25 protein-coding genes and 1 pseudogene are annotated in these 26,488 nt (G+C 62.8%); 13 read left to right on the plus strand and 13 right to left on the minus strand.

From position 1 onward, the window contains the following. Positions 1–11: 11 nt before the first annotated feature. Entirely contained in the window at positions 12–1,412 is a 1,401-nt protein-coding gene (sthA, locus tag R3E49_RS14500) for a Si-specific NAD(P)(+) transhydrogenase (protein WP_371295694.1), read from the plus strand. Positions 1,413–1,458: 46 nt separating this feature from the next. Here the strand turns inward: sthA and dmpG are convergent, their stop codons facing one another. The 6 genes from dmpG to R3E49_RS14530 form a co-directional block, all read right to left on the minus strand. Continuing rightward, complete coding sequence (gene dmpG, locus R3E49_RS14505) at positions 1,459–2,490, minus strand: 4-hydroxy-2-oxovalerate aldolase (protein ID WP_371295695.1); 1,032 nt, start codon at positions 2,488–2,490, stop codon at positions 1,459–1,461. Positions 2,491–2,504: 14 nt separating this feature from the next. After that, on the minus strand, positions 2,505–3,413 hold the full coding sequence (locus R3E49_RS14510) for an acetaldehyde dehydrogenase (acetylating) (RefSeq protein ID WP_371295696.1): 909 nt from the start codon (positions 3,411–3,413) through the stop codon (positions 2,505–2,507). 30 nt (positions 3,414–3,443) lie between these two features. Beyond that, positions 3,444–4,232, minus strand: coding sequence for a fumarylacetoacetate hydrolase family protein (locus tag R3E49_RS14515; RefSeq protein WP_371295697.1), 789 nt, complete (start codon positions 4,230–4,232; stop codon positions 3,444–3,446). After that, positions 4,225–5,058: an alpha/beta fold hydrolase gene (locus R3E49_RS14520; protein WP_371295698.1), complete on the minus strand. Its 834-nt coding sequence runs from the start codon at positions 5,056–5,058 to the stop codon at positions 4,225–4,227. The genes R3E49_RS14515 and R3E49_RS14520 overlap by 8 nt, the downstream gene beginning before the upstream one ends. 21 nt (positions 5,059–5,079) lie before the next feature. Continuing rightward, a complete protein-coding gene (locus R3E49_RS14525) occupies positions 5,080–6,303 on the minus strand; it encodes an acyl-CoA dehydrogenase family protein (protein ID WP_371295699.1) in 1,224 nt (407 codons plus the stop codon). Between the two features lie 106 nt (positions 6,304–6,409). Next, positions 6,410–7,273: an SDR family NAD(P)-dependent oxidoreductase gene (locus R3E49_RS14530; RefSeq protein WP_371295700.1), complete on the minus strand. Its 864-nt coding sequence runs from the start codon at positions 7,271–7,273 to the stop codon at positions 6,410–6,412. A gap of 94 nt (positions 7,274–7,367) precedes the next feature. Here R3E49_RS14530 and R3E49_RS14535 point away from each other — a divergent pair, with 94 nt between their 5' ends. Then, complete coding sequence (locus tag R3E49_RS14535) at positions 7,368–8,141, plus strand: serine protease (RefSeq protein WP_371295701.1); 774 nt, start codon at positions 7,368–7,370, stop codon at positions 8,139–8,141. 18 nt (positions 8,142–8,159) lie between these two features. Here R3E49_RS14535 and R3E49_RS14540 read toward each other — a convergent pair whose 3' ends face one another. Beyond that, positions 8,160–9,116: a rhodanese-related sulfurtransferase gene (locus R3E49_RS14540; RefSeq protein ID WP_371295702.1), complete on the minus strand. Its 957-nt coding sequence runs from the start codon at positions 9,114–9,116 to the stop codon at positions 8,160–8,162. Beyond that, positions 9,113–9,448, minus strand: a complete 336-nt coding sequence (locus R3E49_RS14545) for a BolA family protein (protein ID WP_371295703.1) — start codon at positions 9,446–9,448, stop codon at positions 9,113–9,115. The genes R3E49_RS14540 and R3E49_RS14545 overlap by 4 nt, the downstream gene beginning before the upstream one ends. 181 nt (positions 9,449–9,629) lie before the next feature. On the opposite strand from R3E49_RS14545, the gene R3E49_RS14550 reads away from it, so the two are divergent. Next, complete coding sequence (locus R3E49_RS14550) at positions 9,630–10,310, plus strand: hypothetical protein (RefSeq protein ID WP_371295704.1); 681 nt, start codon at positions 9,630–9,632, stop codon at positions 10,308–10,310. Here R3E49_RS14550 and R3E49_RS14555 read toward each other — a convergent pair. Together R3E49_RS14555 and R3E49_RS14560 are read right to left on the minus strand one after the other, a co-directional pair. Beyond that, positions 10,279–11,661, minus strand: coding sequence for an ATP-binding protein (locus tag R3E49_RS14555; protein WP_371295705.1), 1,383 nt, complete (start codon positions 11,659–11,661; stop codon positions 10,279–10,281). The two genes, R3E49_RS14550 and R3E49_RS14555, sit on opposite strands and share 32 nt — an antisense overlap. 6 nt (positions 11,662–11,667) lie before the next feature. Further along, a complete protein-coding gene (locus tag R3E49_RS14560; RefSeq protein WP_371295706.1) occupies positions 11,668–12,348 on the minus strand; it encodes a response regulator transcription factor in 681 nt (226 codons plus the stop codon). A 124-nt stretch (positions 12,349–12,472) separates the two neighbouring features. Here R3E49_RS14560 and R3E49_RS14565 point away from each other — a divergent pair, with 124 nt between their 5' ends. Then, positions 12,473–12,934, plus strand: a complete 462-nt coding sequence (locus R3E49_RS14565) for an RDD family protein (RefSeq protein ID WP_371295707.1) — start codon at positions 12,473–12,475, stop codon at positions 12,932–12,934. A 15-nt stretch (positions 12,935–12,949) separates the two neighbouring features. Here R3E49_RS14565 and lptG read toward each other — a convergent pair whose 3' ends face one another. Together lptG and lptF are read right to left on the minus strand one after the other, a co-directional pair. Continuing rightward, complete coding sequence (gene lptG / locus R3E49_RS14570) at positions 12,950–14,011, minus strand: LPS export ABC transporter permease LptG (RefSeq protein ID WP_371295708.1); 1,062 nt, start codon at positions 14,009–14,011, stop codon at positions 12,950–12,952. Next, positions 13,998–15,116 (minus strand): LPS export ABC transporter permease LptF, encoded by a 1,119-nt coding sequence (gene lptF, locus R3E49_RS14575; protein ID WP_371295709.1) that lies wholly within the window; start codon positions 15,114–15,116, stop codon positions 13,998–14,000. Before lptF ends, lptG begins: the two co-directional genes overlap by 14 nt. 123 nt (positions 15,117–15,239) lie before the next feature. Between lptF and R3E49_RS14580 the strand changes: the two genes are divergently transcribed. The 6 genes and pseudogenes from R3E49_RS14580 (at position 15,240) to R3E49_RS14605 (ending at position 21,560) form a co-directional block, all read left to right on the plus strand. Continuing rightward, positions 15,240–16,727, plus strand: a complete 1,488-nt coding sequence (locus R3E49_RS14580) for a leucyl aminopeptidase (protein ID WP_371295710.1) — start codon at positions 15,240–15,242, stop codon at positions 16,725–16,727. A 1-nt stretch (position 16,728) separates the two neighbouring features. Next, the gene (locus R3E49_RS14585) at positions 16,729–17,157 is read left to right on the plus strand and encodes a DNA polymerase III subunit chi (protein ID WP_371295711.1); all 429 of its coding nucleotides are present in this window, start codon (positions 16,729–16,731) and stop codon (positions 17,155–17,157) included. A 33-nt stretch (positions 17,158–17,190) separates the two neighbouring features. Further along, positions 17,191–20,025: a valine--tRNA ligase gene (locus R3E49_RS14590; RefSeq protein WP_371295712.1), complete on the plus strand. Its 2,835-nt coding sequence runs from the start codon at positions 17,191–17,193 to the stop codon at positions 20,023–20,025. 88 nt (positions 20,026–20,113) lie between these two features. Continuing rightward, on the plus strand, positions 20,114–20,326 hold the full coding sequence (locus tag R3E49_RS14595; RefSeq protein WP_290744330.1) for a cold-shock protein: 213 nt from the start codon (positions 20,114–20,116) through the stop codon (positions 20,324–20,326). Positions 20,327–20,716: 390 nt separating this feature from the next. Beyond that, positions 20,717–20,929: pseudogene (locus tag R3E49_RS14600) on the plus strand (cold-shock protein); the annotation flags it as partial. A gap of 55 nt (positions 20,930–20,984) precedes the next feature. Further along, the gene (locus R3E49_RS14605; protein ID WP_371295713.1) at positions 20,985–21,560 is read left to right on the plus strand and encodes a methyltransferase; all 576 of its coding nucleotides are present in this window, start codon (positions 20,985–20,987) and stop codon (positions 21,558–21,560) included. On the opposite strand, the gene R3E49_RS14610 is transcribed toward R3E49_RS14605, so the two are convergent. Next, the gene (locus tag R3E49_RS14610; RefSeq protein ID WP_371295714.1) at positions 21,538–22,821 is read right to left on the minus strand and encodes a hypothetical protein; all 1,284 of its coding nucleotides are present in this window, start codon (positions 22,819–22,821) and stop codon (positions 21,538–21,540) included. The genes R3E49_RS14605 and R3E49_RS14610 overlap by 23 nt on opposite strands. Before the next feature lie 165 nt (positions 22,822–22,986). Here R3E49_RS14610 and R3E49_RS14615 point away from each other — a divergent pair, with 165 nt between their 5' ends. The 3 genes from R3E49_RS14615 (at position 22,987) to R3E49_RS14625 (ending at position 26,434) form a co-directional block, all read left to right on the plus strand. Beyond that, the gene (locus R3E49_RS14615) at positions 22,987–24,462 is read left to right on the plus strand and encodes a wax ester/triacylglycerol synthase family O-acyltransferase (protein WP_371295715.1); all 1,476 of its coding nucleotides are present in this window, start codon (positions 22,987–22,989) and stop codon (positions 24,460–24,462) included. A gap of 144 nt (positions 24,463–24,606) precedes the next feature. Beyond that, entirely contained in the window at positions 24,607–25,623 is a 1,017-nt protein-coding gene (locus tag R3E49_RS14620) for a LysR family transcriptional regulator (RefSeq protein WP_371295716.1), read from the plus strand. Then, positions 25,616–26,434, plus strand: coding sequence for a TatD family hydrolase (locus R3E49_RS14625; RefSeq protein WP_371295717.1), 819 nt, complete (start codon positions 25,616–25,618; stop codon positions 26,432–26,434). The genes R3E49_RS14620 and R3E49_RS14625 overlap by 8 nt, the downstream gene beginning before the upstream one ends. The last annotated feature ends 54 nt before the right edge of the window (positions 26,435–26,488 follow it).

The raw sequence follows: 26,488 nt of genomic DNA on the forward strand, positions 1-26,488 counted from the left end.
GGGCAGAGGGTATGGGGAAAAACAACACGTTTGACGTACTGGTGATTGGCTCCGGGCCGGCGGGCGAGAGCGCCGCGCTGAACGCCGCTAAGCACGACAAGCGCGCGGCAGTCATCGAGGATCGCCCGCTGGTCGGCGGCGGCTGCGTGCATCGCGGCACCATTCCTTCAAAGGCCCTGCGCCATGCCGTGAAGCAACTGATCCGCTTCAATACCGGAAAGCTGTTTCGCGAAATCGGCCACAGCCGCCAGATACCTTACCCTACGGCCCTCTCCGTCGCTACCGGCGTGATCGAGCGGCAGGTTGATATGCGCAGCAAGTTCTACGCGCGCAACGCGATCGAACTGCACCTGGGCAAGGCCAGCTTCATCGACGCACACACGCTTGCCGTGCGCCGCCCCGATGGCATCACCGAGCGCCTCACCGGAACCGATATCGTCATTGCCAGCGGCTCCCGACCCTACCAGCCAGACAACGTGGACTTCAGCCACCCGCGCATCTATGACAGCGACACCATACTCGACCTGCAACACACCCCGCGCAAATTGCTCATTTATGGCGCCGGCGTCATCGGCTGTGAATACGCGTCGATTTTCAGTGGTCTGGGGGTCAAGGTCGAACTCATCAACAGCTTCGATAACCTGCTGGCCTTCCTGGACGATGAGATTTCCGTCGCCCTGAATTACCACCTGCGCGATATGGGCGTGATGGTCAGGCATCGTGAAGAGTATGAATCCGTGGAAGCGAGCGACCGCGGTGTGGTGTTACACCTGAAATCGGGGAAGCACCTGCGCGGTGATGCCCTGCTGTGGTGTAACGGGCGCACAGGCAACACGGATGCACTGAACCTGGAGGCAGTTGGACTTGCCGCGGACCAGCGCGGGCAATTGCAGGTGAACAAGCATTACCAGACCGCGGTGCCCAACATCTACGCCGTGGGCGACGTGATTGGTTGGCCCAGCCTGGCCAGCGCTGCCTACGACCAGGGACGTTCCGCCGCCGCCGTGTCCCGCGGCAAGGCGAGCACGCGGTACGTGGATGACGTGCCCACGGGCATTTACACCATCCCCGAGATCAGTTCCGTGGGCAAAACAGAGCGGGAGCTCACGGACAGCCGAGTCCCCTTCGAAGTGGGGCGCGCCTTCTTCAAGGACACCGCGCGCGGGCAGATTTCGGGGGAGGACGTAGGCATGCTGAAAATTCTGTTCTGCCCAGACACCCTGAAAATTCTCGGCATACACTGTTTTGGCGCAGAGGCGACCGAGATCATTCACATCGGGCAGGCCATCATGAAACAGACGGGGGACGGCAACACTCTGCGCTACTTTATCTCCACCACCTTCAATTACCCCACCATGGCAGAGGCCTATCGCATTGCGGCCCTGAACGGGTTGAACCGGCTGACGGGTTGACCCGCGGGCAGCGGCTGTCTCACGCCGCCGCCCTGGGTACGATGTGTCAGGCGCTGTCGCGGGCCCGAGCCATGTCCATGGCCAGATCTTCGATCATGTCTTCCTGGCCACCCACCGTACGGCGGCGGCCCAGTTCCACCAGAATATCCCTCGCAGAGAGACCGTACTTGGCGGCGCTGCGCTTGGCGAACAGCAGGAAGCTGGAGTACACCCCCGCCCAGCCCAGGGTCAGGGAATCGCGGTCCACACGCACCATGTGATCCATCAGCGGGACAATCAGGTCTTCCGCCACATCCATGGCCTTGAACAGGTCGACACCCGTCTCCACGCCCATGCGGTCGCATACCGCCAGGAACACTTCCAATGGCGTGTTGCCCGCCCCTGCGCCCAGCCCGGCAAGGGAGCCATCAATGCGCGTGGCACCGGCCTCCACCGCGGCAAGGGAGTTGGCAATCCCCATGCCCAGGTTGTGGTGGCCGTGGAAACCCAGTTCGGTCTCGGGCTTCAGCTCCTTGCGGGCCAGCGCAACACGCGAGGTGACGTCATCAGGCAGCATGTAGCCCGCGGAGTCGGTGATGTACACACAGTTGGCACCGTAGGACTCCATCAGCTTCAACTGCACGACCAGTTCTTCCGCGGGAATCATGTGGGCCATCATCAGAAACCCCACCGTGTCGAGGCCGCTGATCTGGGACGCCATGCTGATGTGCTGCTCGGAGACATCGGCCTCCGTGCAGTGTGTGGCCACGCGAATCGTCGAAATACCGCAGTCCACCGCCATCTTCAGGTGGTCCACAGTGCCGATGCCCGGCAGCAGCAGTGCGGACACGCGGGTCTTCTTCACCGCCTTGCACACCGCAGTGAGGTACTCCTGGTCGCTGGCCGCGGGGAAACCGTAGTTCACCGACGCGCCCCCCAGCCCGTCACCATGGGTCACCTCGATCAGCGGAATCCCCGCCTCGTCCATGGCCACCGCGATCTCCACCATCTGCTCTACGGTGATCTGGTGTTGCTTGGGGTGCATGCCATCGCGCAGCGACATATCATGCACCTGGATTTTCCTGCCCTGTAAATTCATCGCGTCTCTCCCCCTCAGGCCGCTGCCGGCACAAAGCGACCGGCCAGTATTTCTTCGGCATACATTTCTGCCGTGCGCAAGCCGGCCGCTGTCATGATGTCGAGGTTGCCTGCATAGCGCGGCAGGAAGTCACCGAGGCCGGCCACTTCCATATAGATGCTGACCCGCTTGCCATCGAAGGTGGGCCCGTTCTTCAGGGTGTAACCGGGCACGTACTTCTGCACCTCTGCCACCATCTCGTGCACCGAGCGGGTGATCGCATCCTGGTCGGGCTCATCCACCGTCAGGCAGTGGATGGTATCGCGCATGATCAGCGGCGGCTCTGCAGGGTTGATGATAATGATCGCCTTGCCCTGCTGCGCGCCGCCGATCAACTCAACACCCTTGGCGGTGGTGCGGGTAAATTCATCGATGTTCTTGCGCGTTCCGGGGCCCACGGAGCGCGAGCTGACGGTTGCCACGATCTCACCATAGCTCACTGCCTGCACACGGCTCACCGCAGCGACCATGGGAATGGTCGCCTGCCCGCCGCAGGTCACCATATTGACGTTCATGGCCCGCTCGGCCACGGCGTTCTTGAGATTGACCGGGGGCACACAGAACGGGCCGATGGCCGCCGGGGTCAGGTCGATCATCACCGCGCCCTGGGCATTCACCTTGCGGCTGTTGTCCGCATGGACATAGGCGCTGGTGGCGTCAAAACAGATCTGGATATTGTCTTCGCGCATGTGGGGCACCAGGCCGTCCACCCCTTCACAGGTGGTCTTGATACCCATATCACGGGCGCGCGCCAGCCCGGGCGATTCCGGGTCCACACCCACCATCCAGACCGGTTCGATAACGTCACTGCGCATCGCTTTCATCAACAGATCCGTGCCGATATTGCCGGGGCCGATAATGGCCGCCCTGATTTTCTTACTCATTGCTCATCTTCCACATCAGTGTTCAGTTGGTCACACAAACCGGCAGCTGCATTCACCGATTCCCTCGAGTTCCAGGCGCATGCTGTCACCGGCCACGACAGGGATCAGCGGTGCCAGGGAGCCGGACAGAATCACTTCACCGGCCTTGAACGGGATACCGAACTCGCCCAGCGTGTTGGCCAGCCAGGCCACCGCCGTCAGCGGATTCCCCTGTACTGCACTACCGAGCCCCTCGGAGTGGAACTCGCCGTTCTTCCAGATGCGCATCTTCAGGTTGGGCAGGTCGAAATCCCGCGGGTCCACCGCGTTCTGGCCGAGCACATAAACCCCACAGGAGGCGTTGTCCGCGACCGTGTCCTGAATCTTGATTTCCCAGTTGCGAATGCGCGAATCGACGATCTCGAAACAGGGCATGATCGCTTCGGTGGCGTCCAGGACATCCTGTTCTGTCACCCCGGGGCCCTGCAGGTCCTTCTTCAGGCGAAAGGCGATCTCACCTTCCGCGCGGGGCTGAATCAGGTGCCCCGCCACCGGAATGTCCGCGCCATCCGGAAACTCCATGACATTGGTGAGAAAGCCGAAATCGGGCTGGAACACCCCCAGCATATCCTGCACAGGCTTGCTGGTGACGCCGATTTTTTTGCCGACGACGCGCTCCCCGTCGCGCTCCAGGCGCAGATTCAGCATGTGCAGGCTGATGTGGTAGGCATCGTCGATGGTGATGTCGGGAGCGCGCTCGGTGAGCGGCGCCAGGGTACGGAATTCGCGCAGTGCGCGATAGAGCTCATCGCCCAGAGCCATGCGGCCGGCCTCATCCATGACGCAGGAACTCCACACATTCGCGATTGAACAGATCCTCGTGTTCCACCATCACCCAGTGTCCACACTCGGAAATCAGGATGAGCCGCATATGCTTGAGGTTCTTGGCCATCGCCAGAATCCCGTTCTCCGGCATCATTTTCTCATTCATGCCCCAGAAGCCCAGCACCGGGCACTGGATTTCCGCCAGGCGCGAGGTGAGCACCGGGATCTTCATGCTTGCCATCACATGGCCGTTCATGATCTGCATGATCTGCATACGTTCTTTCACCAACTCGTCGGTGGCATGACGCGGATCGTACATCAGTCCCGTCGCGAACAGGTCCTTCATGACCTCGTGAGTTACCGGCTCGCCAGAACCGAACACCTTGAACACTTTCTGCATGCCAGGCATTTGCTGGTATTCATGCAATTCACTCAGGCCACCCGGCGCCATCAGGATCAGCTTTTCCACCAGCTGCGGGTGCTGCAGCGCGAGCCCCAGGGCCACCGCACCACCCAGCGAGTTGCCGACCACGGTGCAGCGCTCTACGCACACGGTATCCAGCGTCTGTTTGATGCACTCCACGAAAAAGTCGAGCGTGTGATCGACATCGTCGGGCTTGTCGGAGAAACCGTAGCCGATATGGTCGGGGACGATGCAACGATAGCCTGCCTCGACCAGAGCCGGGTAGTTGCCCTTGAAATTGCTGTGGCCGCTCGCGCCCGGGCCGGAGCCGTGTAGAAACACGACCACATCGCCCTGCCCCTCATCGAGGTAATGTATGCGATAGCCGTTGGCGCAGTCCGCGTAATTGCCCTCGGGTAGCAGTCCCTTGTATGCCATGTTGTTCACCCCTGTCACAGATCAGATCGCGTAGTCGCGGTTTTCCTCGCCAAACAGCACGCCGCCCATATTGTCGGCGAAAGGCAGTGAATTGTTGGCCACATGCGCCTGGCTCGCCAGTATATCCAGGTGTCGCGCGAGCAGTTCGCTCCCCAGGCGGATGCCGCCGCTACCCGCCGCCTTCAACATGCGCCCCGAGAGCTCAAGACAGCGGTCGGCCACGACGGCGGAATCGTAGCGATAACGAACGCGATCTTCCACCGGAATCGGTTCACCGGCGCGTGTGCAGGCCATCATGGCATCAAAATTCCGCAACATCGTGAGCTTCATTTCCTCGATGGACGCTTTGACCTCCGCTGCCAGGCGGCGCACGGCGGGATCCGCACTCATGATATTGGGGCCGATACGCCGCGTTTTGGCCACGTCCACAAAATCGTCAAGTGAGCCCTGCAAGGCACCGAGGCTCGCTGTGCACACGGCGCGCACGAACACCTGCATGAACGGGAGCCGGTACAACGGCGCGTCGTTGACCGCGTTGCCCGGATTGTCGCAGAGGTAGCCGTCAATGGAGCGGTGAGTGCGGTGCTCTGGCACGAAGGCGTCCTCCACCACCACATCGTGGCTGCCGGTTCCCTGCAATCCCACCACGTCCCAGTTATCCACAATCCGGTAGTCGCTCACCGGCACCAGGAAAGTGCGGTAATTCATCATGTCGAAGGGCGCTTCTGCTGTGGGCACCACCGCCCCGAGAAACGCCCACTGGCAGTGCTCGCTGCCCGAGGAGAAACTCCAGCGACCGCTGAGCCGGTAGCCCCCCTCGACCGGTGTCACCTTGCCTACCGGTGCGTAGGACGAGGAGATGAGTACCGACGGATCGTCACCCCAGACATCAGCGGCGGCACGGTCATCAAACACGGCAAGTTGCCAATTATGCACCGCAACCACGCCCAACACCCAGGCGCTGGACATGCAGTGCCGGGCAATCTCCAGCCCCACGCAATAAAACACCTGCGGGTCCATGGCATAGCCACCCCACTGCTCGGGCTGCAACATCTTGAAAAAGCCCGCGGCGTGGAAATCGGCGATAGTTGCTACCGGCACCTTGCGTTCGGCGCGGCACTGGGCAGAGCGCTCCCGGAGCACGGGCCCGAGCGCGCGGGCAGCTTCGAGAAGGGCTTCGGCGCGCGCCGAACCCAGACTGTGGGTATCCGCCGCAGATATCGCGCCGGCTGATGAAGTGGCCATGAAAACCTCCTGCTACCTGTTATTGCTATTGTAAGTGACGACTGTACGCCCGAACGGCCATTAAACGCGAGGTACAGGCGAGCGGCATCCTCTATTTAAGGTATGGCTACTCGACCACCGCGTCACCAAAAGTCGTCGGCGGCCCGAAGAATGCGCGGTGTGATGGCGGCTGATTGCCGTTGATGTCCTGCACACCATAAGCCTCCCCGAGTTCGGCACCGATGCACACCGTGCCGCTGTGAACCATTCGCTCCGGGTCGGCCCACAGGGCTGCGATCACACGACCACTGAATTCCGGGTGCTCTGCGGTCGCCATCAGATCCGCGTACTTGTCCGGTTCGGCGTCGAATACCTGCTGCGTGCGCTCGGTCAGCAACAACCCCATCCACAGGGAAATCACGGCTACCTTATGCGGACGAAAGTCCACCGCCATATCGTGCGCCATCTTGTCAATCGCAGCCTTGCCGGCACCATAGGCCGGCCCATGCATGTAGATGCGTCCACCGAAGGACGACGTATTGACAATCAACCCCTCACCGTTGGCGAGCAGCAGGGGGGCAGCATACCAGCTTGCGGTGTAGTGCGAGCGCATGCCCACGTCCCAGAGCGTGGTCAGATCCAGCGGCTTCTCCCAGAACGGCCCGGTCTCGGTGAGCGCCGGGTGCAGGCTGGTCGCGTTATTCACGAGAATGTCCAGCCGTCCATGCTCCTGCTGCACGCGTGCGAACAGCGCTGCAACGTCGGCATCCACGCTGTGGTCGCAGCGGACCGGGACAGCAACCCCGCCCGCCGCCTCAATGGCCTGCGCCGTCTCTGTCAGTGAACCGGGTAGCGCGGCCTCACCCGCGGCCCAGCTGCGGCCGGTGATGTACACGGTGGCACCGGTAGCACCCAGGGCCAGTGCAATCCCCTTGCCAGCGCCCCGGCTGGCCCCTGTCACCACCGCAATACACTGTTTACTCTGCTGCATACTCACCTCTGCTTGCTTGCTCGACCGCATTCGTCGACCATGCTACTGACCCCGATAGCGATGACCAAGCATGCACCGCACAAGGCTGACCAACATGTTGAGCCATTCTGGAAAAAAAGCCCTGGTTCGCACGCTCGCCCTGCAACTGCTCCTGCCCATCTTCGCCAATGCAGCGGGCGAAGACCCTCGGCAGCAACTGTCCGGACAGTCACCGCGCTGGCTATCTGCCATAGGCCAACTCAGCGTGCCCGGCCTGAAAACCGAACAGGGCCACGCCACGCACCACACCGAACGGTGCAGTGCCACGCTGATCGCGGCTGACGAGGCACCTGAGGCTGACCTTATTGTGACCGCCTGGCACTGCCTGGAGGCGTACCGCGACCTCAGCAAGCGCATTACCTTCACCCTCCTGCCCGGGTCCCCGGCGCCGCGCATCATCAGCGCGCGTCCGGTTGCAGACGGCGGCAGCATGGCAGCTGACTGGGCGCTGCTGCGATTGACGGAAGCGGTAGCGCGCGCGGATATTCCAGCACTGGCACTACACCCGGGGCTGGCCGACACGGAGAAAACTGTGCTGATGGCGGGTTATTCGAGGGATACCGGCGTCGGCGCCGGGGGCCGTATTCTGAGTTACGACCCCACCTGCCGCATCACACGCAGCAATGCTGCGCTGGGCTACAGTGACTGCCGGGCACACAAAGGCGCCTCCGGCGGCGCCGTGATACAGCTGAACGATGACGGAGAGCCGCTCCTGAGCGGTATTATTTCGGAAGGTGACGGACTGCAGGACAGCCGCTTCGTCCCCATAGCGGCGGTGCGCAACGCGCTGCCGTCCCGGCTTTCACCACCGCCCCCACCACGCCGCTGAGGCACCGCGAATGCCGGATCAGGACTCCCCGGCAGTCGCGGCACGGCGTCGCTGCCGCAGTGGCGGCGCCGCACCCACATGCTGCTCACCCCGCTGCGCCGCCAGCTCTATCTGCCGCTGACGCTCCGCAAATCGGGCCTTCTGGTCTTCCGTCAGGCTGTCGTAGCACTGCGGGCAGCACACCCCGCGCTGATAACGCCCGGAAGCCTTGTCGGCTTCCGTGATCGGGTGGCGACAGCCGTGGCACTGGTCATACTGTCCCTTTTCCAGCCTGTGATTGACGGCCACCCGGTTATCGAAAACGAAACACTCACCTTCCCAGGTGCTCTCGGCCTCTGGCACTTCCTCGAGGTATTTGAGGATACCGCCCTGCAGGTGGTAGACCTCCTCGAATCCCTCCTGCAGCATAAAGGCAGAGGCCTTCTCACAGCGGATCCCGCCAGTGCAGAACATCGCCACCTTGCGGTGCTTTGCAGGGTCAAGGTTTTCACGCACAAAAGTGGGAAACTCGCGAAAAGACGTGGTTTGCGGGTCTATGGCACCGCGAAAGGAGCCGATACCGTATTCATAGCGGTTGCGCGTATCCAGCAGCAGCACGTCAGGGTCGTTGACCAGGTCATTCCAGTCGTGGGGCGCCACGTAGGTGCCCACCACACGATTGGGGTCGATACCGTCAATGCCCATGGTGACGATTTCCCGTTTCAGCTTGACCTTCATGCGGTAGAACGGCATGGCGGTATCCAGCGACTCCTTGTGCTCCAGCAAGGCAAGTCGGGGGTCGCTACGCAACCAGCCAAGCACGCGGTCAATGCCCTCCCGGGAGCCCGCAATCGTGCCGTTGATGCCCTCTGCGGCGAGCAGCAGTGTGCCCTTGACGCCAGCATCCAGACACACATCCAGCAGGGGTTCACGCAGCGCCCGGTAGTCGTCCAGGGTGACGAAACGGTAGAGCGCGGCAACCACCGTGTCCGTCATGCCTGCGCCCCCTGTGACTCCGCCTTGCTGCCGCCCAGGCAATCCGGTGAAGCCGGTGCCGGCTGCTCCCGCGCCTGCCACTCCGGGGGCGAGTAGGTGTGCAGGGCCAGCGCATGCACGGGCCCCTGTATCTGTGCCGCCAGCAGACCATACACCTGCTGGTGTCGGGCTACCTGGCGTTTGCCGGTAAAGGCATCGCTGACGAGGACCACACGGAAATGGGTCTCTGAATTGGGCGGCACGCTGTGCAGGTGGCTTTCATTCACCACCTCAAGGTGCACAGGCGCCAGACCGGCGATCAACTGTTCCCGAATCTGTTCTTCGACGGACATAAAACCTCCAGAATTGTGGGGTCAATTTTACCCGAGATCGGCGCACGGCGGTACTCGCTTGCGGCAGCGCGTGGGTGGCCGCCAAACGACACCCCACCGGGTGGCGGCCCACCGGGTGGCGCTTGGTCTGCCCGCCGTCAACGCCTATACTCGAATCAGGCAAGGGCAGGCAGGACGACCCATGGATACCCGTTACGATGTCATGTTCGCAGGAGAACTTCTCGATGGTCAGGATGAGGCCACCGTGCGTCGCAACCTGGGGCGCCTGTTCAAGGCCGGCGAACAGACCCTCGACAAGCTGTTCAGCGGCAAACCGCAACTGTTGAAACGGGATTGTGATGCCGATGTAGCGCGTAAATACCGGGAAGCGATCGAGAGTGCCGGCGGCAAACCGATCATCCGGCAAGTACCCCGGGATACCCCCTCGAGCCTGAGCCTGGCACCACCGGGCAGCGATGTCCTGCGCCCGGAAGAGCGGGCAGCGCAACCCAGTGCGATTCCCGAGCCACCCCCGCTCGATGTGGCCGAGGTGGGTGCGCGTCTTGCGGCGCCGAGTGCGCCCGCGCCGCCACCGCCGGACACCAGCCACCTCACACTGGGCGACGTTGGCGAGACAATTCCCACGCTGGAGCGCAACACAGCAGCGGCGCCGATCCCCGACTCAGGGCTGTCGCTGGCAGAACCCGGCAGCGATCTGCTTGAAACGCCCTCGCGACCCGCGGCACGCGACGTGGACGTATCCGGAATCAGCCTCGCGCCGCCCGGCGCCGACGTACTGGAATCGCAGTACCGCAAACGAGACACCGCCGCGGCACCGGATACCAGCGCTATCAGTCTGGCTGATCCACCGCCGGCAGAATAACCTCGACACGCAGCCCCGGCTCATTGTCATCGAGCACAATCCTCCCGGCATGATAATGCACGATCGCCTGCACCAGACTCAGGCCCAAACCGTGCCCGGGCTGCTCGCCACGGCTGGATTCAACACGGAAGAAGCGTCGGAACACGTTCTTGCGGTCCAGCGGGTCGATACCCGGCCCGGAATCGGCCACCACGATCTCGTTGCCCTCGGGCTGTCGCGACAGCCCGACCTCGATCTGTCCGCCGTTGGGTGTGTACTTGATGGCGTTGTCCAGCAGGTTGGCGCACATCTGGAACAGCAGGTCGGTGTCGCCCGGGCAGGAAATGCCTGCCGCAAGCGACAGTCGCAGCTGGATATCGCGCTCGTTGGCCACCGGCTCATACAGCTCAACCACATCCGCCAGCACATTGGACAGGTCCACACGGGCATGCACCGGCGGACGACTGCCTGACTCCAGCGCTGAGATGCGCAGCAGCGCATTGAAGGATGACAGCAGGCTGTCGCAGTCCTCGATAATACGATCAACCTCGTCCTGCCCCGTGGCGTCCAACCGCTGCCGCAGCTGGCTCAACTGATTGCGAATGCGTGTCAGGGGCGTGCGCAGATCGTGCGCGATGTTGTCGGAGACCAGGCGCACGCCCTGCATCAATGATCCGATCTGATCCAGCATCTGGTTCATCGCCCGTGCCAGCTCCCGCGGGTAACCGTGCTTTCCCGCCACCGTAAGGCGTTGGGAAAAGTTCCCGCGCACAATGCTAGAGAGCTCACTGTTCAGGCGTTCAAACCGGTGCAGGGTCGTAGCGGCGCTGAAAAATCCGCCCACAATGCCCAGCAGCAGGGTGGCAATCATGGCCCTGAACAGGGTGTTGAAGACCAGACCACCGCTGGCGATCGCATCGGCATAATTACGCGCGACCAGCGCGTCGACTCCGCCACCGAGCTGCGCCCGCCGGGCGAGAAAATCGACATCTACCGGCTCCCCCCAGTTGAGCAGCGCCAGCTGGAAGCCGAGCCAGCCACCGGAAAATTCACGGTAGCGCGGCGTCTGCGCCAGATCGCCGGCAATCTTGTTGCCATTCCCGTCGACAATCAGGTAGTTGAAGCGCCCGATCGTCGGCAGGTTGCGCTGATCCTCCAGATACTGCTCAACGCCCGGCAGCTGTTGCCCCGCATACACAACTTGCAGGGTCTCCAGTTCATCCAGAATAGACGACCGGAGCTCGCTGAAATAGCCGTAACTGAAATAGGCGTAAAGAACCGCCAGGAGCAGAAACACCGTGGCGCTGAGCGCGGTGACATACTTGGCGATATAGCGGAACGTCAGGCTCTTGACGACATCCAGGAAGCGCATGATGGCCTAGCCCGCGCCCAGGGTGTATCCGGCACCCCGTACCGTGGTCAGCAGCTGGGGCGAAAAATCGCGGTCGATTTTCTGCCGCAGGCGGGACACGTGCACATCGATAACATTGGTCTGCGGATCGAAGTGATACCCCCATACGTGCTCCAGCAACATGGCACGGGTGACCACCTGCCCTTCGTGACGCATGAGATACTCCAGTAACTTGTACTCGCGCGGCTGCAGACTGATCACTTCGCCCTGACGCCGCACCTCCTGGCTGAGCAGGTCCATTTCCAGATCGGCGACCTGCAGGCGCGTTGCCACCTCGGCACCCAACTCCCGCGCGTGTCGCGCCAGGATTTCCAGACGCGCCAGCAGCTCGGCCATGGCGAAGGGCTTTACGAGATAGTCGTCGGCGCCGCAGTGCAACCCCTGCACCCGGTCGTCGACACTGCCCAGGGCACTCAAGAGCAGCACCGGCGTACGCTGACCCCCCTCGCGGAGCCTGCGCAGCAGGGCCAGTCCGTCGAGCCGCGGTAGCATGCGGTCGACCACCAGCACATCGTGCTGGCCGCTGCGCGCAGCCGCGAGGCCTGACTCACCGTCAGCACAGTGGGTACAGGCATGCCCGGCTTCCTGCAGTTCCGACACAATAAAATCGGCCACCGCGCGGTCATCCTCCACCAGCAGCACGTTCATCCGCCTTTCCCCTGCCTGATTGATGCGGCAATGTAGCACTGCCGGGCGCGGCAGAACAATTTACAATCCGGTAATGCGCACGCGGTGCTAGACTCTCCGCGCCTTCAATCCAGCAGGAGCCATCATGCCCGAACAGGAACCGATCGCCCCCCCTTCGCTACTGCGCAGGCTCGCCGCCCTGCTGTACGACACCCTGCTGGTCATACCGCTGATCGGCGTCACCGTTGCCGTGGCCAGTGCAGTGGAAATGTGGGTGCTTGGCATTGAGGAGGGCGTCGACTACTACCAGATGAATCCGCACATCGTGCAGTTGCTGAGCGTCTGCTGTGTGGCGATCTTCTTTACCCTGTTCTGGCGCAAGGGGGGACAAACCCTGGGTATGCAGGCGTGGCGGATCAAACTGGTCGATGAGCAGGGCCAGCCTCCTGGTACCGGGCGCTGCCTGCTGCGCTGCGCGGCCACACTGGTCTCCCTGCTGCCCGCGGGTCTGGGCTACTGGTGGTGCCTGTTCGACAAACAGGGGCGCTACTGGCATGACACCCTGAGCGGCACCCGGCTCCAGCTGCTGCCCAAGGCAAAAAAGTAGTCCGCCAGTACAGGCTCAACGGGTGCGCAGGAGCAGTGCCACACCCGCGCCAATGCACAGCAATACAGGCGCCAGCGCCGCGTACAGCGGCGGAAAGCCAAATACCAGACTCGCCGGGCCCAGCAGGTCTTCGCCGATCTGGAAGGCCACGCCGACGAGCACGCCGGCAAATATGCGCAAGCCCAGGGTGCCATCGCGCAGCGGGCCGAAAATAAACGCGATCGCGACCAGCACCAACCCTGCAATGGAGGCAGGCTGCAACAACTTGCGCCACATGGCGAGTTCGAAGTCGTCGGCATCCAGGCCCTGCTGCTGCAGATAGTGGCTGTACCGCTGCAGATCAAGCAGGGGCAGTCGTTCCGGGGAAACGACTTCCATGGTCAGTAACTGCGGTGTAATGCCGGTGTCCCAACGCAGGGTCTCGGCACGCACGCGGGTCGTCTCCCAACTGCTGAAATCCGTTTTCACCACGTCCTCCAGCACCCAGTGGTCACCGGCGAAGCGGGCACGCTGCGCGGCAAGTGACGACACCATGCGCCGACGCTCATCCAGTTGTACCAGCACCACCCCGCGCAGGGCGGTTTCACTCTCTACCGCATTGAAGTACAGGTAGGAATCGCCTTCGCGATTCCAGATGCCGTAACGGCCAGCGAGCCCGCCAGGCGCACTTTGCGCCAAGGCGCGGCGACTCTCGGCCAGTTGCTCGGCTGGCGGCGCCACCACCTCCCCCAGTGTGAATCCTGCCAACGCCACCAACAGGGCGTACTTCATGACCACCACAACGAGACGCGCGATAGATACACCTGCACCACGCATGACAGTGAGCTCGCTGGCTGTTGCCAGTTGCCCGAGACCGACCAGGCTGCCAATCAGTGCTGCGGAGGGTATGAACTCATAGAGGCGACCGGGGATCGTCAATACGACATAGCGGGACATTTCCAGAAAGGTGTAGGTTTCACTGAGGCTGCCGGATTCATCGATGAACACGGAAACCACGTCGATACCCACAATGACCAGCAGCACCATAAAAATGGAGGCGAGCAGTGTCCGCCCGATGTACCAGTCAAGCAGGCGCATCGACGCCTCCCCGGGATCGACCGCTGCGCAGGCGTCGGCGCAGGGTGTCACCGTAGAGCAGCACCAGGGCGAGCGTAGCGTAGAGCAGGTGCACCGCCCAGAACACCAGCGGGCCCGCGCCCTCCTCCATGGCCGAGCGCGCTTTGGTCAACAAAACCAGGTAGATGAGGTACAGGGCGAAGGCGGGTGCCATCTTGATGTAGCGACCGCGCCGGTGGTCTGTACGACTGAGGGCGAGGGCGATAATGGCCACGATGGGCACGGTAACCGGCAGTGACAGACGCCAGTGCAACGCAGCACGCTCTTCCGCGACCGGCGATTCGAGCAGCGCCCGGGTGGGGCGCGCATCGACCCGCGGTACACTGCGAATACCGCCTTCCGGTTCGGGAATGCGCTCGCCGAAGCGCTTGAACTCCACGACCTCATAGTCAAGCTCGCCTGGCTGCCCGCTATAGCGGTAACCGTCGCGTAATTCCAGGTAACGCGCGCCGGTCTCGGCATCGAGGACAATTTCGCCCTCGGAGGCCACGGTGATCGTCAACCGGGTGCCCCCACCCGGTACCGCGGACTGCTGCGACAGGAAGACAGCGTGCATCACACCACTGTCCGGGTCTATGCGCTCGGCATAGCTGACCACGCCGCTTGATTTACGGTTCTGGAAGCGACCCGCAGCGAGAGTTTGCAGGCCCTGTGATGTTTCCGGGTCATCCAGCAGCGCCGACGAGCGCGCCGCTCCCAGCGGCGTCACCAACAGGCTGAGCAGGGCTACCAGGGTCATCACCAGCAGGGCCGACACCAGCGTGTAGCCGGCCAGCCGGGTGGGGCTGACGCCACAGGCCGAAAGCACGACCATTTCGCTTTCCACATACAGCCTGCCATAGGCCATCAATATGCCGAGAAAGAGACCCAGCGGGAGAATGAGTTCAAGGAAGCCAGGCAGGCGAAAGAACATGACCGGCAGCAGAATATCGCCGGCGAGGTTGCCCACCGCGGCCTCGGCAAGGTACTTGACGAAGCGTCCACTGAAAATGATTACCAGCAATGTAAAACTCACCGCAACGGTGTGTTGCAGGACGTCGCGGGTCAGATACGCCAGGATTTTCATGCAGGCCCAGATTGCAACGTGGCAGGCACCTGATCGGGGCCACCGCCAAAGGTTCAGTTTCTTCGCTGTACATCATACACTAGCGCTCTTTTCCCCGCCCACGAAAACTAGCAGGCACCGATAATGAGCACACTCACCTTTAACATCGCCCGCGCCAGCGCGGACCCGGCCAAGAGCAAAACCCGCTGCGCCATTGTCGCGGTGTTCGGCAATGAGCTGTCCGCCACCGCGGAGGCCCTGGACAGCGCCGGCACGCTGCGCGCCGCACTCAAACTCGGGGACTTCAAAGGCAAGCCGGGGGAGACCCAGCTGTTGCCCGGAATCGGCAATGCCGACCGCGTGATGCTGCTGGGCTGCGGCGAGCGCGCAAAGTTCAACCCGGCCGTCGCGCGTGAAACCGTGCAGGGGCTGAGCACCGCACTGAACGCCTGCAGCACAACCGAGGCGCTACTGCACGCTGCCGATTTGCTGAACGATGATGTGGAGGGCGCCTGGCTGCTGGAACTGGTCGCGCGCACTATCACCGTTGGCAGTTACCGCTACACGCGCACCCTCTCCAAACCCAAGGATCCCCTTGCACTGAAGAAACTGGCGGTCAATCCCGGCAAGGGCCTGTCCAGCCAGCAGGCGCAGGCGGCGCTGGACCAGGGCGCCGCACTGGGCAGGGGAATCAACTATACCCGTGAACTGGGCAACCTTCCGGGCAACATCTGTACGCCCACCTATCTGGCCAGCGAGGCGCGCAAGCTGTCCCGCGGCAACAGCAAAGTGCGCACCCAGGTGCTGGAGGAGAAGAAAATGCGCGAGCTGGGCATGGGCTCATTGCTCTCGGTGTCGGCCGGCAGCGACGAGCCCGCCAAGCTGATTGTCATCGAGTATCGTGGCGGCAAGTCGGGCAGCGCACCCCAGGTTCTGGTGGGTAAGGGAATCACTTTCGACTCAGGCGGCATTTCCATCAAACCCGGGGCAAAGATGGATGAGATGAAGTACGACATGTGCGGGGCGGCAAGTGTGCTCGGCACCCTGCAGGCGGTGATCGATATGGCACTGCCGCTGAACGTCACCGGCATTATCGCCGCTGCGGAAAATATGCCCAGCGGCCGGGCCACCAAACCCGGTGATGTGGTCAAGAGCATGTCGGGCACTACCATCGAGATTCTCAATACCGATGCCGAAGGCCGCCTGGTCCTGTGCGACGCGCTCACCTTTGCCCGCCGTCTCAAGCCCGCCGCCGTCATCGACATCGCGACACTGACCGGCGCCTGCGTCGTCGCGCTGGGCTCGCACGCCTCGGCTGTCTATGCCAACAACGACGCGTTGGCCGAGCAGCTGCTGCAAGCGGGGACCGTCACCCACGACCGCGGCTGGCGCATGCCACTGTGGGAGGACTACCGCAAGCAACTCAACAGCAACTTCGCGGACCTCGCCAACATCGGCGGACCCGAGGGCGGTTCGATAACCGCTGCCTGCTTCCTCGCTGCGTTTGCCGAGGGTTACCCCTGGGCGCACCTGGACATCGCTGGCTCCGCCTGGAACAGCGCGCCCAAGGGTGCTACCGGGCGTCCTGTCGCGATGCTCACCCGCTATCTGCAGGACCGGGCCGCAGGCTGACATGACCCGGGTCGGGTTCTACGTGATCCAGCAGGCTGGCGAGGCACGTCGCCTGCAGGTCGCCGCCCGCCTCGCCGACAAGGCGTTTCAGCGCGGACACCGCATCTATATTCACGCCCGGGACCAGGATCAGGCGCGCGCGCTGGACACCCTGCTCTGGGCCTTTCGCCCGGGCAGTTTCCTGCCACATGGACTGGCCGGAGACCCCGGCTCCGACCTCGTGGCGATCGGCTGGGGCGAAGAGCCTGCCGGGCACGATGACCTGTTGATCAACCTGCAGCTACAGGTGCCGGCATTTTTCGCCCGTTTCCACCGGGTCGCCGAGGTGGTGACCCAGGACGAAGCCAGTCTCGCGGTACTGCGGGAATCCTGGCGCTTTTACAAAGCCCGAGGTTACCAATTGGAAAAGCACGACCTCAGCGGCGTATAATCCCGCGCTTTTCGCACCCGGACAGCTGACGCGATGGACAAGACCTTCCAACCTGCCGCAATAGAATCCCGTTGGTACGACCACTGGGAGCAACAGGGGTATTTCAAGCCCAGTGGCGGCGACCGCAGCTACAGCATCATGATCCCACCGCCGAATGTCACCGGCAGCCTGCACATGGGTCACGGCTTCAACAACGCCATCATGGACTGTCTCGTGCGCTACCACCGCATGTGCGGCGACAATACACTGTGGCAGGTGGGCACCGACCACGCAGGTATCGCAACGCAAATGGTCGTGGAGCGGCAGCTGGCAGCGAACGGCGTCTCGCGCCACGATCTGGGCCGTGAAGCCTTCCTGAGCAAAGTCTGGGAGTGGAAGGGGGAATCCGGCGGCAACATTACCCGCCAGATCCGCCGCCTCGGCTCCTCGGTTGACTGGAGCCGCGAACGGTTCACGATGGATCCGGGCCTTTCCGCAGCGGTCGGTGAAGTCTTTGTACAGCTGTATGACCAGGGCCTCATCTACCGGGGCAAGCGCCTGGTGAACTGGGATCCGGTTTTCAACACGGCCATCTCCGACCTGGAGGTGCTGAATGAAGAAGAACAGGGTTCGCTCTGGCATTTCCGCTATCCCCTGGAGGGCGAGGCAGGGCATCTGGTCGTCGCCACCACACGACCTGAAACCATGCTCGGCGACAGCGCGGTTGCCGTGCATCCGGAGGACCCTCGCTACCAGCACCTGATCGGTAAACAAGTACGCCTGCCCGTGACCGGCCGCCTGGTGCCGATTATTGCCGACGACTATGTGGATCCGGCATTCGGTTCCGGGTGCGTCAAAATCACGCCCGCACACGACTTCAACGACTATGAAGTGGGCAAACGCCACAACCTGCCGCTGATCAATATTTTCGACCGCAACGCGCACGTTCTCGGCGAATTCACCGTACTCACCTTTGAGGGCTACGCCGCCCAACACGGGGAGCAGGCACCCGCAGCGTACGCTGGCATGGAGCGTTTCGAGGCGCGAAAGGCCATCGTCGCCGAATTCGACGCACTGGGACTGCTCGAGAAAATCGAGCCTCATACCCTCAAGGTACCTCGCGGTGACCGCTCCGGTGCCGTGGTGGAGCCGTGGCTTACCGACCAGTGGTACGTCAAGGTGGCAGACCTGGCGAAGCCCGCCATCGCCGCTGTTGAAGACGGCCGTATCCAGTTTGTGCCGAAACAATACGAGAACATGTATTTCGCCTGGATGCGCGACATCCAGGACTGGTGTATCAGCCGGCAGCTCTGGTGGGGGCACCGCATTCCGGCCTGGTACGACACACACGGCAAGGTCTACGTTGGACGCAATGAAGCCGAAGTCCGGGAAAAATACGCCCTGGACGCAGGCACCGAACTACTGCAGGACGAGGACGTGCTGGACACCTGGTTCAGCTCGGCGCTGTGGACCTTCTCCACGCTGGGCTGGCCGGACGATACCGAGGAACTGCGCACCTTCCACCCCACCAATGTGCTGGTGACCGGATTCGATATCATCTTTTTCTGGGTGGCGCGGATGATCATGCTCACCCTGCATTTTCTCAAACACACGGATGGCAGGCCCCAGGTGCCCTTCAGGACCGTGTATGTACACGGCCTGGTGCGCGACTCCCAGGGCCAGAAAATGTCCAAGTCCAAGGGCAACGTGCTGGACCCGATTGACCTCATCGATGGCATAGCACTCGAGCCGCTGGTGGCCAAGCGCACCCAGGGCATGATGCAACCGCAGCTGGCGAAAAAGATCGAGCAGCAGACACGCGCCGAGTTCCCCGAGGGTCTGGCCGCCTACGGCACTGATGCGCTGCGCTTCACCTTCTGCTCGCTGGCCTCCACCGGCCGGGACATCAAGTTCGACATAGGCCGCATTGAGGGCTATCGCAACTTCTGCAACAAGATCTGGAACGCGGCGCGCTATGTGCTGATGAACTGCGAGCAGCAGGACTGCGGCACTGACGCGAGCCTGCCTCTGCAACTCAGCCTCGCAGACCGCTGGATTCTCTCACGCCTGCAGGAGACGGCGGATGCGGTAGCGAATGCAATCAACCAGTACCGCTTCGATCTCGCAAGCCAGGCACTCTACGAGTTCATCTGGAACGAGTACTGCGACTGGTATCTGGAACTGTCGAAACCGGTGCTCTGGGACGAGCAGGCGGCGCCCGAGCAGCTGCGCGGAACGCGCCACACCCTGATCACCGTGCTGGAAACCTGGCTACGATTGCTGCACCCCATCATGCCGTTTATCACCGAAGAGATATGGCAACGTGCCGCGCCACTGGCAGGCATTACCGGTCCCAGTATCATGCTGCAGCCCTGGCCGGAGAGCGATGCCGGCGCCGTGGACAGTGCCGCGAATGCGGAGATAGAATGGCTCAAAGCGGTGATTGTCGGCATTCGGAACATCCGTGGAGAAATGAACGTGCCGCCGGGCCGGGGTCTGGACCTGATGTGTCGCAACGGGAGCGATCTGGATCGCGAGCGGCTGCGGAACAACGCCGGTTTCCTGAAGAAGCTCGCCCGGCTGGACAGCATTGAATGGCTGGATACCGATGCCCAGGCACCGGTTGCCGCCACGGGACTGGTGGGAGAGCTGGAACTGCTGGTACCGCTTGCCGGGCTTATTGACCGCGATGCCGAGCTGGCCAGGCTGGGCCGTGAGGTGGAGAAACTGGAGAAGGAGCGCGGCCGTCTGCAGGGCAAACTGGGCAACAGCAACTTTGTTGATCGGGCGCCGCAGGATGTGGTCGACAAGGAACGGGAAAAACTGGCGGCGCTGGATCAGGCGCTGCACAAGCTGCGCGGGCAGGCGGATTATATCGCGCAGCTGTAACGCACACACTCGGTGCAAGCATTCAGAACCCGTCGCAGACATGCGCCGGGAATAATAAAAAGTGGCAGGAAATACCGAGGAAAGGGGTATGAATGAACGTGTAAGTGGCACGGTGAAGTGGTTTAACAACGCCAAGGGGTTCGGCTTTATAACCCGCGAGGAAGGCAGCGAGGACGTGTTCGTGCACTTCCGCTCGATTCAGGGCGAGGGGTACCGCACTCTCAATGAGGGTCAGACTGTAGAGTTCAGCCTGGTTGAGGGCCCCAAGGGCCTGCAGGCGGAGGACGTACAGAAGCTCTGAATTGCAAAGGCGGTCGCTCACGGCCCCACGCCATGCTTTAGGTTTAACCTGTCTCACACTGACTGCCCGCGGCGACAGCCGCCGCAGGGCTGCTCAATTGCGCCTGGCTCTCCATCACAGGCGTCAACCCATTAACTGACGAGGAACACCATGCGCTTAATGTCCCAATTGATCATCACACTGCTCATTGCACTGGCGCTCTCCGCGCTGGCGGGCTCCATGCTTGACCTACCCTTCCCCGATCCCACCCTGCTGGTGTTGTTCGCGGTGGCCACCACCAGTTCTGCGCTGCTGGGCGCACTGTGGCCGGTGTCGGCAACACAAGGCCCGCGGGCCGCAAACGACAGACAGGAAAAACCAGCGCGGGCTGCCCGGCAATCTGCCGGCAACCGGGAACAGGGCACTGTCAAATGGTTCAACAGCGCCAAGGGTTTCGGCTTCATCACCTGCGACGACGGTCGGGAGGTGTTTGTGCACTTCCGGTCAATTCGCGGCGAGGGCCGCCGCAGCCTGCGCGACGGCGAGCGCGTGGCCTTCCACACCGCCGCCAGCGACAAGGGCCCTCAGGCTGAGGATGTAGAGCTGCTGGAACGGTCGCACTGAGGTGGCGGCAAACAGCAGGGGCCCGCGCACCGAACGCCGCTTCCGCGGCATGATTATGCCGACCGCAGCACATCCGGCGATACGCCGCGTCCGCCGCCGCGGCAACCTGCCAAGCATTCATGGCAACAAGCTGTGGAAGTCGAGCTGCCTGCTGCTGGATTACCTACAGAAACACCCGCCGGCGCACGCCGCCCGGGTGCTGGACGTCGGCTGCGGCTGGGGCATTGCCGGCATCTGGTGCGCTTCCAGGCTGGGCAGTGACGTCACATCGCTGGATGCCGACCCGGACGTCTTCCCCTACCTCGAGGCAGTTGCCGCCCTGAACGGGGTCAGCACGCGTCACCAGGTGAAACGTTTCGAGCAGATCAGCACCCGGGAGCTGGCGAGCTATGACCTGTTGCTGGCTGCTGATGTGTGTTTCTGGGATGAACTGGTGCGCCCGGTTACCAACCTCGTCAATCGCGCCGTGAAGGCCGGCGTGAAGACCATTGTCATTGCCGACCCTGAGCGTTCGACGTTCCTCGACATGGCGCAGAGTTGCGTGGATCGGCACTGTGCCGAGCTTCTGCCCTGGCGCTGCCGCGGCAGTGTTGAAGCGCGCGGTGCGCTCATGGTGATCGAAAACGCCTGATGGCTTCCGGGTCGAGGTAGCGGTAGGTCCGCTCGACACCGGTACTGGCAATCGGCGCACCGTCCTCCAGGCGCGGGCGAAATCGGGTTCTCAGCAGGCCGCGGTAGAGCCGCATGGCGAAGCCCTTGTCGCCCTCGTCGTAGGCTTCGGTTTCGACATCCCGTGCCACGCCCCGCTCGTTGATGCTGAAACGGGCGCTGACCAGCACGCCGCCCTCGCCCGGGTCGCGGAGAAACGCGCCATTATCCGGCAATTCCACCGGGCTGCCGAACCACTCATCGAGCAAGGTCCGCTGACCGGTCGCCTGCAGGTGCGCTGCTACCGCGCGGTAATCCTGCAGTGCATCGCCCTGTGCACCGTTCCAATGACGCCAGTCAGCGAGTGCGAGCCAGGCGCGGGCACGCAGCGCCTCGTCGCGCACATCCTGTGCTGCAATGAACTCAACCAGCAGTTCCGTGCCACGGCCCTCCGCAAGACGCTGTAGGGTGACCAGCCGCTGCTCGTAGACATCCAGCTCCTGCACCGGCTCCTGACGAAAGCCGAAGCCCAGCGCGCTGTCACTGCGCGAAGAAAAAGCGTCAGGACGGGCCTGGGCCTGTATCATGTACAGATTGCGCAACTGACTGTCGACCAGTGGCCAGCGCTGCTCCGCGGGCAGTGTGTCGCGGGCAGCGGTCAACAGCTGTTCGTTGCTCTCATAGAGTTGCACCAGACGCCGGTGGTCGCTGGCATCCAGCCCGCGCCGCAGTGCCTCGCGCTGCCAGCGAAAGTACTCAGCCGCAGCGCGCGCGTCGGGCTGCCGGCCCGCGCCGCCCAGCAAGCGGAAGTAATAGTCGTAGCGCGCATCCAGCGCGCGCCAGTCGCCCAGGCTGCGATGCACCGAAAACAGCTCGCGAATCAGCGGCAACTGGTTGTCACTGTAGAGGCCCTCATTCACGCGCAGCACGTGCAGGGCGCGGTTGTAGGCGCGCGCCGCGCCGACGATATCCCCGGACCGGGACAGGCTGCGTCCCAGATCGGCGAGTGGCTCAGTCAGGCCGGGGGCATAAGGCCCCTGCTGCATCTCCAGTTCATCGAGCCGCTGACGCTGCAATGCGGCCGACTCCGGGCGGGTGGTCGGGTCAACATCCACACGGCGCGCAACCGGTGCCTCATCGGGCCATGCCTTGCCGGCGCGGATGAAATCATGGCCATAGCTTGCGCCGGGAGCGGCATTGACCACAGCGAACGGCGCTGCCCCCAGCAGCACGACACAAAGCATGGCCAACCACTCCCGGCCCACTGCAGACTCCTCCTGCCTCATCGCCTACCTCGCTGCCACGTACGTCATACGGCGCTCGCTAGAGCATCCGAACCAATGATGATATAACGGCTTCCACGCAGACACATCTTCCATCCGTCATCAGCCGGCAAACCGGAGCCCACGATGAAACAGCTAGGTATTCTGGACGCGGCCTTCATCAACCTTGAACGGGGCAACACGCCGCAGCACATTGCCAGCCTGGGTATCTACGACCCTTCGACAGCGCCGGGTGGCAAGGTTCGCTTCAAGCAGGTCATTGCCACATTTGAGCGACGGCTGGACAACCAGCCGCTGTTTCGTACCCGGCTGGTGCAGGTACCCGGTGGCCTGGATCGTCCCTACTGGGTCAAGGACGAGCGCTTCGACGTGGAGTTCCACCTGCGGCATATCGCCCTGCCCAGCCCGGGAGACTGGCGCCAGCTCTGCATCCAGGTTGCCCGCCTGCACTCCCGTCCGCTGGACATGTCCAAGCCGCTGTGGGAAGCGTACATCATCGAGGGGCTGGATCGCATTCCCGGACTCCCGAGGGGCAGCTTCGCGGTCATGATCAAGATCCATCACTCGCTGGTTGACGGCATGGGCGGCAACAGCATCGCCGCGCTGATACACGACCTGGTGCCATCCCCGGACCATGCCGCCAGCCCCGAGCCGCTGCCACGCCTGGTGGACATCACACCCGGCATGGCGGAGTTGCTGTCCCGCGCTACCGTCAACGGTATCAAGAATGTCGCCGGCGTGGTCAGTGGCGCCGCGAGCAACTCGTTGAAGCTGGCGCGCTATGCGGCAGGGGTGGTCAAGGGCGATTATCCCGGCCTGGACATGCAGGCCCCCAAGACCCGCTTTAACGCACCGGTGAGTCCGCACCGGGTATTCACCGCCGCTGAATTCAAGCTGCAGGACTTCAAGGCGATCAAGGATGCAGCCGGAGTCAAGCTCAACGATGTTGCGCTGGCCGTGGTCGGCGGTGCACTGCAACGCTATCTCGAGCAGTGTGGAGAAGCCCCCGACGCCGCGCTATCCGCCGCGATTCCCATCAACATGCGCGCCCGTCGGGCGTCGAGCGAAGATCATAACCAGGTCGGTTCGGTCTTCACATGCCTGCACACCGACATCGCCGACCCCGCAGCCCAGTTACAGGCCATTCACCACAGCTCCTTGGATGCACAGAAAGCCGGCAGCGTCAGCCCGCTGGTCGACATGCTGAAACTGGCTGGGGTGTTCACCCCGGCCCTGACCCGCCCGGTAGCGAATTTCTGGGCGCGCAATCATCTCTCCAGCTACCTGCCGCTTAACGTGTCGACCGTCGTCTCCAACGTCGCCGGGCCAGACCAGCCGCTGTACTGTGCGGGAGCGCGCCTGATGGACTACTACGGGCTGGGGGTACTTACACCCGGTATGGGCATCTTTCACATGGTGTTCAGCTATTGCGGCAAAGTCACCGTCTCGGTGCTCGCTGACCGCGCCATGCTGCCAGACCCGGAACGCTATCGGGACTGCCTTGAGGAGGCCTACCAGGCACTGGCCGTCGCCGTAGTGCCCGCAACGAAACGCCAATCGGCGCCGCGCAGGCAAAAAAAACCCGCCAGACGGCGGGTTTGAAACTGTCACTTGCTGGACCTGGATGGGCGCTTCCGTCACTGAGGACGCAAACGCTCATGAGATAGGCGAAGGATAGATAGCCTCTCGATATATATCCAATGTATTTTTCTTATGTTTGCCATGAAAATGATTCATAATTGAGCGGTGGACACCCTCAATCTGCACAAAACCGACCTGAACCTGCTGGTGGCCCTGCATGCACTGCTCGAGGAACGCAGTGTATCGCGGGCGGCAGAACGCCTGCACATCACGCAACCGGCCATGAGCAAAACCCTGAGTCGCCTGCGCACCCTGTTTGGCGACCCCCTGTTCACGCGCAGCCAGCGCGGCATGCAGCCCACGCCGCGCGCGCTGGAGCTTGCGGCAGAACTGGGCGGGGTACTGGACGATATCAACCGACTGGTCTCCGGCTCACGCTTTGACCCCTACACCTACACGGGCGAAATCACCGTGGCCCTCTCCGAGTACGTGGGTATCGCGCTGCTTCCCGAATTCATCCAGCGGCTGCATCGACTGGCACCGCGACTCTCCATACGCACGATCACGCGCCTTGAGCACCAGCTTGAGGCACTGGCGACCGGCAGTCTGGATTTTGCAATTCATATCGCCCAATCCCATTACCCCGCTGACTATCGGGTGCAGCAACTGGTGAGCGCGCCCACCGCGATTCTGGTGCGCGCAGGGCACCCGCTGACCCAGGGTGAGATCAGCTGGGACCGGCTGGCCAGCTTTCCGCTGATCCGTGTCTATATCCCCGACCTGGAGCAGGCCGAGCTGGCGCGCAGCTCAGATGCGTTCATGCGCGTGCGCAGCCCCCTGCAGGGATCGCTGGAAACCTCGCACCTGATGACGGCGATGGAAGTGCTGCGCAGTACCGACTATTTCCTGCCCGGCCCGGCCTATGTTCTGCAAAACACCCATATCACCAGTGGCATCGTTGCCCTGCCGACGCCGCCGGGCAGCGATTACACGCTGAATTACATGCTGGTAGCGCACCGCCGCACGGATCAGTCACCCCTGCACCAATGGCTATGGGAACAGATCACAGACACCATCACCGAACTGGAGACACGCGCGCCGGACGGCAGCGGCGGCGGTCCCGCACTCTCCAGGCGGCCCGCACGGGCGCCGCAAACCCGCACTCGGAGGCCGCATGAGTAACAGCAAACGCCGCGACATACCGCTATTCGCCACGCCGCTGATCGAGACCCACTGCCATCTCGACTACCTGGAACCGGAGGCACTGCAGGACACCCTGCTGCGCGCTCGCAGTGTCGGCGTTGAGCGCATCGTGACCATTGCCGTGTCCGCCGCCAACCTCGACCGCGTGCTCGCGTTAACCCGCACGGCCCCCGATATCTGGGGCACCCAGGGTATTCATCCGCACGAAGCCGAGGGCTTCAATGCCAACGTAGCAGCCAGGATTCGCGAGCAGGCACAGGACGCCAGAATCGTGGCGATTGGGGAAATCGGCCTGGATTATTACTACGACCACGCCGACCGGAGCGTGCAGCGACAGGTGTTTGCCGCGCAGCTGGCACTGGCCGCGGACCTGAACCTGCCGGTCGTTATACACACCCGTGACGCCGATGAAGATACCCGTGACATTCTCGCCGAGTACGCACCGCAGCTGCGGCGCAAGGGCGTGATCCACAGTTTTACCTCGGGTCTGCCGCTGGCCGAGTTCTGCCTGGAGGCCGGTTTCATGCTGGGATTTAACGGGATCACCACCTTCAACAGCGCCGACAACGTGCGCGCCGTGGTCGCCGCAACGCCGCTGGAGCAACTGGTGCTGGAAACCGACGCACCCTACCTGACCCCGGTGCCTTACCGGGGCAGGCCCAACGCCCCGTTCTACCTGCCCTTCATTGCCGAACGTGTGGCCGACGTGCTGGATGTGCCCGTCGAGACCCTGCTCCAGGCCGCCTATCGCAACAGTCTGGCGCTGTTTTTCCCCGAAGAGCGGGCATAAACGCGGCAATTTCGGCGCAGAAGCGCCGCAAGCCTCAACCCGGCTGCCCGTCAA

The organism is Haliea sp. (assembly GCF_041395985.1).
In the GTDB taxonomy this organism is placed as follows: domain Bacteria; phylum Pseudomonadota; class Gammaproteobacteria; order Pseudomonadales; family Halieaceae; genus Haliea.

What these genes read in the sequence shown, in the direction of transcription:
- sthA (WP_371295694.1), top strand. Translation starts at nt 12, where the DNA reads ATGGGGAAAAACAACACGTTTGACGTACTGGTGATTGGCTCCGGGCCG.
- dmpG (WP_371295695.1), bottom strand. Translation starts at nt 2,490, where the DNA reads ATGAATTTACAGGGCAGGAAAATCCAGGTGCATGATATGTCGCTGCGC.
- R3E49_RS14510 (WP_371295696.1), bottom strand. Translation starts at nt 3,413, where the DNA reads ATGAGTAAGAAAATCAGGGCGGCCATTATCGGCCCCGGCAATATCGGC.
- R3E49_RS14515 (WP_371295697.1), bottom strand. Translation starts at nt 4,232, where the DNA reads ATGGATGAGGCCGGCCGCATGGCTCTGGGCGATGAGCTCTATCGCGCA.
- R3E49_RS14520 (WP_371295698.1), bottom strand. Translation starts at nt 5,058, where the DNA reads ATGGCATACAAGGGACTGCTACCCGAGGGCAATTACGCGGACTGCGCC.
- R3E49_RS14525 (WP_371295699.1), bottom strand. Translation starts at nt 6,303, where the DNA reads ATGGCCACTTCATCAGCCGGCGCGATATCTGCGGCGGATACCCACAGT.
- R3E49_RS14530 (WP_371295700.1), bottom strand. Translation starts at nt 7,273, where the DNA reads ATGCAGCAGAGTAAACAGTGTATTGCGGTGGTGACAGGGGCCAGCCGG.
- R3E49_RS14535 (WP_371295701.1), top strand. Translation starts at nt 7,368, where the DNA reads ATGTTGAGCCATTCTGGAAAAAAAGCCCTGGTTCGCACGCTCGCCCTG.
- R3E49_RS14540 (WP_371295702.1), bottom strand. Translation starts at nt 9,116, where the DNA reads ATGACGGACACGGTGGTTGCCGCGCTCTACCGTTTCGTCACCCTGGAC.
- R3E49_RS14545 (WP_371295703.1), bottom strand. Translation starts at nt 9,448, where the DNA reads ATGTCCGTCGAAGAACAGATTCGGGAACAGTTGATCGCCGGTCTGGCG.
- R3E49_RS14550 (WP_371295704.1), top strand. Translation starts at nt 9,630, where the DNA reads ATGGATACCCGTTACGATGTCATGTTCGCAGGAGAACTTCTCGATGGT.
- R3E49_RS14555 (WP_371295705.1), bottom strand. Translation starts at nt 11,661, where the DNA reads ATGCGCTTCCTGGATGTCGTCAAGAGCCTGACGTTCCGCTATATCGCC.
- R3E49_RS14560 (WP_371295706.1), bottom strand. Translation starts at nt 12,348, where the DNA reads ATGAACGTGCTGCTGGTGGAGGATGACCGCGCGGTGGCCGATTTTATT.
- R3E49_RS14565 (WP_371295707.1), top strand. Translation starts at nt 12,473, where the DNA reads ATGCCCGAACAGGAACCGATCGCCCCCCCTTCGCTACTGCGCAGGCTC.
- lptG (WP_371295708.1), bottom strand. Translation starts at nt 14,011, where the DNA reads ATGCGCCTGCTTGACTGGTACATCGGGCGGACACTGCTCGCCTCCATT.
- lptF (WP_371295709.1), bottom strand. Translation starts at nt 15,116, where the DNA reads ATGAAAATCCTGGCGTATCTGACCCGCGACGTCCTGCAACACACCGTT.
- R3E49_RS14580 (WP_371295710.1), top strand. Translation starts at nt 15,240, where the DNA reads ATGAGCACACTCACCTTTAACATCGCCCGCGCCAGCGCGGACCCGGCC.
- R3E49_RS14585 (WP_371295711.1), top strand. Translation starts at nt 16,729, where the DNA reads ATGACCCGGGTCGGGTTCTACGTGATCCAGCAGGCTGGCGAGGCACGT.
- R3E49_RS14590 (WP_371295712.1), top strand. Translation starts at nt 17,191, where the DNA reads ATGGACAAGACCTTCCAACCTGCCGCAATAGAATCCCGTTGGTACGAC.
- R3E49_RS14595 (WP_290744330.1), top strand. Translation starts at nt 20,114, where the DNA reads ATGAATGAACGTGTAAGTGGCACGGTGAAGTGGTTTAACAACGCCAAG.
- R3E49_RS14605 (WP_371295713.1), top strand. Translation starts at nt 20,985, where the DNA reads ATGCCGACCGCAGCACATCCGGCGATACGCCGCGTCCGCCGCCGCGGC.
- R3E49_RS14610 (WP_371295714.1), bottom strand. Translation starts at nt 22,821, where the DNA reads ATGCTTTGTGTCGTGCTGCTGGGGGCAGCGCCGTTCGCTGTGGTCAAT.
- R3E49_RS14615 (WP_371295715.1), top strand. Translation starts at nt 22,987, where the DNA reads ATGAAACAGCTAGGTATTCTGGACGCGGCCTTCATCAACCTTGAACGG.
- R3E49_RS14625 (WP_371295717.1), top strand. Translation starts at nt 25,616, where the DNA reads ATGAGTAACAGCAAACGCCGCGACATACCGCTATTCGCCACGCCGCTG.